Consider the following 9,366-nt stretch of genomic DNA (forward strand, 5'->3'; position numbering starts at 1 on the left):
GGGGCCGAAGACCGCGCTGAGCAGGCTCGCTATCTGCCGCCGATAGCCGCCGGCCAGGACGAATCCCACGGGGTGCGCGTTGAGCGGGAACGTCACTGGGATCGTGGACGGCGGCCTGTACTGGAACGGTTCCTCCGGCCCCAGCATGACGGCGGGTATACCGAGCTGGATCGTTCCCAGCAAATGGTGTGCGGACGATGTGCGGCCGGTGAGTTTCCGCTGCTGGGCCATGGCGAGGTTGTTCACATCGGCGTTCGGCGCATCGCCGAGACGGACCTGCAGCGTCACGTTCAGATCGCCGTCGAAGTCGACGGTCTTGCCGTAGCCGGCGAGCACACTCTCCCAGTACTGCGTACGGACGTAGTCGACCTGCGCACCGGTGCCGAGTGACATCCCCAGGGCTCCGCCTCCGTTCCCGTTGTGACCGCTGCCGCCGGCCCTCACGGAGCCGCTCAGGGCTAGGGAACGGCTGGTCGATTTACTCCGCTCGGCCTGGCCGTGCAGGAAGAATTGCTGGCCGTCCATCCGCTCCTCCGAAGGCTTGAGCTGCCCCACCAGCTCTGCCGACAGCACCACCGAGACTGTTTCGTGCAGCGGGCCCCAGGTGTTCGCGAACTGGATTTCCACCTCCCCGCCCACCATGTCCATATAGAGGATCGTCGACAGCTTCGAGAAAAGGACAGGTCCCTGATCTTCCCCCACAGCGTCACGCCGTTTCCGAACCGCACCGAGTTCACCGTCGTGGGTCCGATGCGCCGATGGGGTTCGTACGGATTGGCCAGATAACGGGGCAGATGCAGAGTGACCGGCGTGAGTCTGTGTTCGGGGAAGGCCTCGTTGAACCCGAGCAGCACTTCGTCGTCCACCACTCTGAGAGCACCCATCTGGTGCAGTTCGCCCAGCCGAGCGGCCAACGTCGCCAGATCGGTGCCCTCCGGCAACTCGCCAGGCCGTTCGCGCCAATGCAGCAGCAGCCGAGCCATCAGGACAGCACCGAGTTTGAGCTGCGCCCAGTCTCCCTGATTCCACAATTCCACCACCTTCGCCAGCGCTTTCTTGGGCACTGGCAGGTCCCCGTTCAGGTAGGCCTGCAGCGCGGCGTCTCGTGGGACCATGAACACCATCTGCCGGTCATCGACGGTCGCGGTGCCGGAACCGCGATCGGATGGCAGCAGCGCGGCGTTCTTGTACCAGTCGACACCGAGTTTGAATGTCGTGTTCGCGCCGTAGATGAACACCGAGCCCACCGAGAGCGCGATCGTCTCGAATCCGCCCACTTTCTTCAGCGCTTCGGACGTACCCCAGGAATGGGACATGTCGACGCCAGTAGCACCGGTCACAGCCGCATCGCCGCCGGCTTCCCCGCCAAGGGTCGCACCGAACGTGCCCCAGCCGAAGCGGTAGTTGGCAAACTGGCCGCTGACCACCTGGTTCTGGAGCAAGGCGATCAGCGCCAGGACTACCGGCTCCTCGGTGGCCCCGATATACGTCGCACCTTTGACCTCCAGGGCGCTGGACATCACGGTGTACGCGTTCTTCCAGAGGCCGTAGGCAGCACCGTTGTCCATGTCGTAGTGGCCCGGTCCCTGGAGCATATGGGGTGCCTGAGCCACCATCGTGTGGTGCGTGGTCAGCTGCCGGATGGCATGCTCCACCGGTGAAGCCGCCCCACGCAGGTCCGGCGGCAGTTGATCCAGCAGCCCGTTCGTCACGCCACTTGTGTCCAGCGACAGAATCACCGCTCGCTCGAAGACCTCGGAGGGCGTGCCCCCGTCCATGGTCAAGGCGTCGGGGAGATCGGCCGGCAGATTCGGGACGAGTAGCTCGGCGCTGCCGGTGAACTGTTTAGTGTCCACAACCTTGTCGCCGCCGACGCGGTGGCCGGGAACCCTGCCCGTGTTGCCCTTGGCGATGGTCACCTCAAGTCGCAGATTCTCGATCCGGTGCTTGCGGAGGTCATCGGTCGGCTCGAAGAGGATGGGGTGGTTGAACACCTGTATCTCACCGCGATTCGAGCCGGCTGAGTAACCTCCGCCGAGACTGAGGCCGGCGTTCTTCAGAACCTCGCGCGAAAAGCCGAAGTTCAGGAGGACCGACATGTTCTCACTTCCGCCGTGTGACTGTCCGGCGATACGCAGGGCCATGAGCAGGATCGCTATGCGCTCATGGACCGCGGGCCCGAGATCCACGGCATCCTTGAGCGCGTACGACACTTTGAGGTTGACGGTCGCGAACTCTTCCGTCCGGGGGACGGGGCCGAAGCCAGGCCTGCGTGTCAGTCGCAGCTGCGCGCCTTCTTCCGTCATGGCGCTGTTGAAGTGGTCCCCTATCCCCATCAGCCAGTTCTCCAGCGCCCGGCCATTCTCGATCTTGACGTCATGGCTCTCCCGGTGGGACAGCTTCGCCACGTCCGCGAACGAGCCCTCGGCAGGGGGAAGGTAGTCGATCTTCTGGAGTTCAGAGCGGATGTGTGCGCCCAGTGCGTCGATGGTGGCCGTGTCGAACCGGACCGGGCTCATTCCCACTGTCTTCTTCATGTATGCGGGCAGGTGTCTGCGGTCCGGACCGGTGATCGGCTCGGGGTAGGTCTCCCGGACGATGCGTTCGACCGACGTCTCGTCCACGGGGAAGCCGTTGTCGTAGGCCGCCGCGTCCGGCAGGGTCAGGGACACGATGCCAACGCTGCGCAGATCCTCGTCCGTCGATGCCTCGACGCTTCCCCACGGCTCACGGACCTCGATCTCCAGCTTGTATTCCATGGGTACCGAGTAGAACGGGGTCGGGCCCACCCACCGGCTCCAACCGTGCTGCGAAGCCTGCCGCCCATCGCTGCTCGAGTCCGTTGCTCGCTCCCGCGGCGTTCAGCAGGGTCTGCACCCGCTCGATGGGGGCATTGCGGTCCTCCGCAGCGTCGGAGAACATCCTGACCGAGGGAAGATGAGCCCGCGCGGCTTGAGTCTCGTCGAGGATTTCGGTGAGGACCCGGACTGTGGCGATCGTCTTCGCCGTACCCGGTTCGTGCAGGTCAATGGCATAGCCTTTCTCGGCTTGCCCGGGCAGGCCACCCCCGACCTGCGACCGCCGCAGATTGGTCGCCAGCTTGTCGATCCCGTTCCGCAACTCCTCCCGAACGCCGCTGCCGCCCTTGAGGTAGGTGTCGCCCCTGCCGTCTGACCAACGGGCGCGCAGCCCGCGCAGTGCCTGGTCGTACAGGTCGGGCAGACCCGTCATTCCGAGTGCCACGTACCTCTCCGGGACGATCGGCGGCCCGGCCTCCGCTTTGGTGGCCAACTTCGCGTGCTGCCCCATCAGAAAGCGATCGGGGATCCACAACGCGAGCCTGTCGCCGCCCGCATTCGGCATCGGGTCGGCTGGTGGCTGCCTGTTCTCCGGGGCCCCCTTCCAGTCAGTGGTGTCATCGTCGAATCTGATCCTGTACGACAGGTTCATGTCCACCGTGAGCAGCGAGCTGTCGGTACGGTGGTTGCTGACCTGCCCGTCCTCCACGAACTGCGCGGCGTTCATCCCGTGGTGCTTCGCGTTGGCGGTCACCGAGAAATTCAGGCCCGGGGTCACGGGGCCCGCCGGCACGCCGATGGATCCCCCTGCGGAGTAGGGCATGGTACTCACGGTCGAGCTCTGCCAGAAGGAACCCGTGTTGAACATCGCGGCGTTCGCCTCGGTTCCGAACGGAGCGCGTTCGTTGTCGGCCAGAGTGCTCAGCACCAGACGCGCGTTCTGCGGACGGACGGTGAACAACACCTCGGCGCTCCCCAAGCGCATCAGGTATCCGCCGAGCCGCTGGCCACCGGTCGACACCATCTTCCGGAAGTTCTGTTCCAGAGTTACCGGCAGCGCCTCAAGGTCGTCCTCGCTCACTCCGGGGATCTTCGCGCGCAGATCCCCGACCACCCGTTCCACACCGGGCAGACCCGCCCGCGGCGTCGCGGAGAAATACGCCAGCTCGTCCAGTTCCATCCGCTGGCCCAGGGTGAACCGCGGCGGTCGCTCGCCAACGGCCCCCGAGGGGGGCTCCGGGTCCTTGGCCGTCTTCCGACCGGTACCGCCGTCGCCCGTGTCGGCGTCGCTCACCGGAGTCTTGATGTCCGCGAAGCGGAGGCCGAGAGCGTCGTTCGCGGGTGCGGATTTCTGTGCGTCGTGCTCTGCGCTTGCTGCTGCTTTCTCTGAGAGAGGGTCTTGTGTCCTCTGCGGCTCGGGAACCTGGGGCTTCTGGAAGTCCTGGGGCCCCGGTGTGCGGGCATCGTCGCCGGAGCGGGTGGGGAGGAGGGCGGACTGGTCGGATTCCGTCTGCCGCGTCGAGGTATCCGGGCGTAGTTGCCGGGGGCGGAAAACGCGGGGCGAAGGGGTGCGTTGGGGCGACGGGGTCTGACTGGTGGTCGGAGCGCGTGACATTCCGACAGAACTGACCAAGGACGAGTCGAGCAGAGAGTCGTCGTTCGCGAGGGGGTTGTAGGCGGGTGGTGGTGTGGTCCAGGGCACATCGGTCACAACGGAGTCGGTCCGGCCCAGGAGCGGGGCCTGTGCGGAGGCGTGGAGCGGTGCGGCGGGGGCGTCGGCGGTGGCGGTGTCGACTCGCTCGGTAGCCAACAGCGGTCGAGGCGGGCCGAATTCGGACAGGGCTCGCACGGACGGGACATCCGTGAACAGATGGCCCAGCTCTTCGATGATCTTGGGGGCAGGCTGGCCGTCCACCGTGGGAAGCATGGCGATCAGGCCTTCGGGAACGTCCACGCGCAGCTCCCGGCCATTCCCGCGCATCACCACGGTCACGTCGAAAACGTAGTAGCGGACTGGACGCTTCGCCTCCTGGTTGTGTTCGACCGTCGCTGCGGTCCCGCCGTCCACCCGGCCCTCGTGCTCCTGGTCGTACGTGTACGGCGAGCGGCCCAGCCACGCGAAGTCCTCGGTTGCTCCGCCGCCGGCCTCGGGACCGGCGTCGTACCGGGAACCTTCGGCCCACTCGACGCCCGACTCGTTGTCCTTGTCGTTCTGCTGGTAGCGCCTGGACTTGAAATCCAGGTCCTTGTCGTCGAGGGCTCGCGCCGCCGTGAGGTCGATCCCGACGGTGACGGTCCGGCCGGCCACATTCAGGGTGTGGGTGTGGGCCAGCAGGTTCGATATCCGTACTCGCAGCCTCCCGTGCTTGGTGTCGAGGTGGTAGAACAGCCCGCCCAGAGTTCCCTGTTCCACCGCCGGCACCGACCGTGTCCGCGGGTCGTTGAGTCTCGGCACGCGCCGTGTCCGTTCGGCCGCGACCTTGGCCCACTCCCGGATCACCCTGGCGGCCGGCATGTCCCAGGGATGGAGATCGGTGAGCAGCTTGGCGACACGTTCCGGCGTCAACGTACCCGGGGCGCCCGAGTTGTCCGCCGTACCGACGGCGGGTCCCCGCCGGGTGACCCACCGGGCCTTGATGCCGTCCGAGCGGGGCAGCAGCGAAAGCACGCGCTCTGGGGCCGTCACGGTCGGGGCCGTCACCGTCAGGTGGGTGGGGATCAGCAGCCGGACGATGCCCGGAATCTCGCGGTCTGAGCCGGCACCCTCGTCCCGCCAGGACCACAGGGATGCCGACTTCCAGGCTCGCTCGAGCGTGTACTTGTGGCCGACGAACCCGGCGAGCGCCGCGGCAGTCTTGCCGGCCACCCACCCCATCGAGTCGAGGACCTCCGGCAGCTTGTTCGTGAGAGATAGCCGGACGCGGAAGGAGAGTCTGTGCGTGAACTCCTGCGAGTCGTCGGGAGGGTTGGCCCGGTAGATGTCCACGGTCTTGCGGTTGCTGGTCCGTATGCGGATGCTCCGCCTGGACCTCCCGTAAGCGCCGTCAAGGCCGCCGTGCCCCTGCTCATCGGTGCCGGAGTCGTGCTGACCGGCGCGTGAAGTGGTCTTGACGCCCCAGCCGGACGAGTGCCCCCGTCTCTTGCGCCTGCGGATGTCTTTGATGCTTTCGACCCGCGAGGTGAGCCGTGCATCCCCTCGGGGCCGGTGGTCGTGGGCCTGGTCCATCTTCACCAGCTCGACGCTCACCAGGAGGTGGCGTTGGGTGCCGCCGAAGACGGCGAGAGCCGTGGACTCCTCGTCGACGGGGAACCAGTGGTGGACACCCTCGTCGGCCAGTGCCTGCCACTGCGTTTCGAGTGTCTCGGAGCGGAACTGCTTCATCAGGGCTCGCCGCAACGGAGTGGGAGCGTCGGCGGTCCGTTTGTCCAGGATGCCCCTGGCGGTCAGCCTCTCGATGATCGCGGCCAGCACTCCGTCCGCTTCGAGGCGCTCCGGATACACGGCCGTGTGCAGCGGTCGCCCGTTGAGATAGCCGCGGGAAACCCGTTGGCCCGAGGCTCCGGGGCTCACCGAAGTGGGTTCGGCGGCCTGCCGGGGCAGGCCCGGTACGGGCGGTGCCACGGGCAGGACGTCCTCTGCCCTGCGCGGTGGGATCAGCAGGTCCAGACCGTCCGTCACGCGCAGGACCCGGCTCACCTCCTGATGCTTGCCAGTTCGCCATCTGGTCAGCGTCACCTCGAAGACCGCGTCCGCCCGGTAGAGCTGTGCCTCGTCGTAGGTGACCCGGGTGACCTCTATGGACCCCAGACCCCTGTCCTCGGTGTCGCCAATGTGCAGACCCGCCTCGCCGTACAGCTGCTCCATGAGCCGGCCACCGGGCAGTGGTCCGGGGCCCGCGCTGTCGTGCGGGCCGATGATGCCGGGCGGGTCGGCGAGTTCGATCTCGTTTCCGCTGTCCGCACCGAACCGCTCCTGCAGTCCCGCCGCGAACTGGAAACCGGCGGCCGTCAGGGTGCCACGCATGGCGATGCGCCGGGAGGACGATCGCAGGTACTGCTCGATCTCGGTGGGGTCGGCGTCTTCGCTGTGCGGCAGCGCACGGGGCCGGTCGACGCGCAGCCGCAGTGTGAGTGCCTGGTGCCAGTCGTCCATGTCCGGCAAGGGGATCACCCGGCCGTACTGTCCAACCAGTTGACCGAAGTACGATGCCAGCTCTCCCGGCCCGGTCGCCGCGGCCACCTCGTCCGGCCACTGTGTCCAGTCCGTCCCCCTGGGGGCCGGTCGGCCGTTCAGGGAATACATCAGGTTCACGGCGAGAGCAGGCAACGCGGTGATGTGCAGGAAGGCCGGATACACACCGGCCGCTCCGCCGGTGAAGGAGAGGGAGCGCTGCCCGTCACGCGGCCATGCGCGCAGGAACGTCACCTGGCCGGCACCGTCGTGCCTCTCCTCGGCGGCCGGCGCAAGCTGTCGGGGCACGGTCACCTTGAACAGCAGTTCGCCAGAGTGGTCGATCCACCACTCCTCGACAGTGCGGAACCCCGGCCCGTAGGCCAAGCCCAGTTCGTACACCACCTCGTAGCGATGATCGTCGACGAGGCCGTCGGTCTCCATCCGTCGATAGGACTTCGCCTCGTCGCCGACCGCCTCGCCGGACTCCCAAGTCCTGCTCAGATGCGCGAGTGCAGTCAACTGGAAACGCTCGGCCTCTCCCAGTCCGAAGCGGGGGGCCGCGCCGACACTCCCTCGCAGCGACGCCGCGAAGGCCGACCGCGGGGTGGCCGTTTCTCCCACGGCCGCCCGGTTGTTGACGGTCATGGGGTAACTGGGTGAAGAACCCGGGCTGTTGGGGAGATGGGCGCGCACCCGAATGCGCACGCGCTCCCCGCCCAGGTCGATCGTGTGCTGTACGCCAGCCATCAGGTCGGCGAGGTTGCCTTCCAGCGCCGGCCGGCCGAAGTGGGTGGAGAGCAACCTGTCGAGGGCGTCCCAGCGCACCGGCCCGCCGGCCGGACGCACCTCCTTCAGTGCGTGGCGCAGGTGGTCCTCGACCAGCTCGGCACCTGGCAGCCCGGAACCGACCCCGAAGCCCAGGCCTTTGCGGAGGGCCAGAGCCAGCGGTGGCCGGGCCTGCCCGTCCTTCTGGACGGGCCCGGTGCCCCAGCCCTCCAGCCGCTCCGGCCGGCCCATCGTCCGTGGCAGAGCCAGCCCTGACTGCCTGCGGACCTGACGTACGTAGGGCAGGGCCGCCGCCGGGCCGGCCGGCTGGCCACCGGCTTCCGCGCGCAGGGGCACGCCCGTCTCGGCCACGGCCTGACTCTCGACCGTGAAGAGGGGGCTGCCGTTGGGAGCGTGCCATTCCAACTCGATGTCGTACGTGTGGTGGTAACGGACGTGCGGCTCGCTGACCGTGAATATTGCGTGGCTCTGCGATTGCGACTGGAGTGTTTGGGACACCTGCCGGGACAGGGAAGCCCCTACGGCGGCCATCGGGGCGTAGCCCTTCACCAGTGGGGTGTTCGGCTGTGCCACCGGATGAACCAAGCCGGCCACGTTTGCCAGCACCTGGTAGGTGACCGCGCTCTTCTTCGTCTGCGTCCTGCCCCAGGTCATACCTCCGCCGAGGTCCAGCCGGGTCCGGAGGGTGCTCATCCCGACCGGCCGCGCGTCCGCTTCGGTGCCGGGCCGCACGATGGCCTTGGCCCGGAAGTATGCCTGGAAGCCGCTCCGCTCCTCCGTGAACGTGCGGGAGACCAGGCCGCTGGTCAGCCACCACCGGCTGTGGTTGCGGAACGCCGACTCGTTGAGCAGCTCCAGGGCCTGCTTGACGACCTCCTTGGCCGCCTTCGGATCCAGCTCGCGGGCGCGCAGCTTCGCCTGGAGCGCCGCGACCGTGGGCGTCAGGTCGACGGCGTTGACCACCTCTCCCCCCTGCAGGAAGGGGCCGCTCGCGGTGCCGCCGCCGGCGACGGCGGAAGCCGCACTGCCCACCGGTCCGCTGTCGTCCACCGGTCGGAGGTTGTCCGTCTGCACCAACGCGGTGGGAAGCTCGACGACGAGGCCACGGGGCACCGTCACCCCCTTCGCCAGTACTTCCTCGCCGTCGGCGAACACCCGCATACGCACCGCGGCCTCGAACGGCACGGACGCCTCCACCACCGCTTTGTGACCGGAGATCACCGTCCGCTTCCGTTCTTGGGCGGCACCACCCGAGGTCTCGACGGAGACGTGGGGAGCGCCCAGTACGAAGGTCGACGCGGCAGCCGAAGCGAGGTTCACCGCCGTGAAAAGCCACGTGTCGACGCCATGAGCGTGTTTCTCGGATCGGCTCTGCGATGCCGAGGTGGCGTCGAACCTCACCTGGTACTTGCGGACCGGATCGCTCGATTCGGCTGAACCGCCCCGCGACGGCTGGACCGGCACCATCGCGTCGACCACCGGGCGCAGCCACACCAGCCGGTCCTCGAGCGCCACCAGCTTTCCCTGCCTCAGCAGCCTCTGCCAGCCGGCCGGGGTGTTCTCGGCGAACAGTTCGGTCAGAGGAGTGAGCAGTTCCCGGGCCAAGGC

The 9,366-nt window shown here is 67.6% G+C and carries 3 protein-coding genes; all 3 read right to left on the reverse strand.

What is annotated here, in order from left to right; translation table 11 throughout:
- The coding region (locus JF597_RS01000) for a hypothetical protein (protein ID WP_293986822.1) at nt 1–393 on the reverse strand (393 nt) is incomplete at its 3' end.
- A gap of 65 nt (nt 394–458) precedes the next feature.
- Entirely contained in the window at nt 459–2,759 is a 2,301-nt protein-coding gene (locus JF597_RS01005; protein WP_293986824.1) for a hypothetical protein, read from the reverse strand.
- Nucleotides 2,728–9,273, reverse strand: coding sequence for a hypothetical protein (locus JF597_RS01010; protein WP_293986826.1), 6,546 nt, complete (start codon nt 9,271–9,273; stop codon nt 2,728–2,730). The genes JF597_RS01005 and JF597_RS01010 overlap by 32 nt, the downstream gene beginning before the upstream one ends.
- Between the last annotated feature and the right edge of the window lie 93 nt (nt 9,274–9,366).

The sequence above is a fragment of the Streptomyces sp. genome, from assembly GCF_019510245.1.
GTDB lineage: Bacteria > Actinomycetota > Actinomycetes > Streptomycetales > Streptomycetaceae > Streptomyces.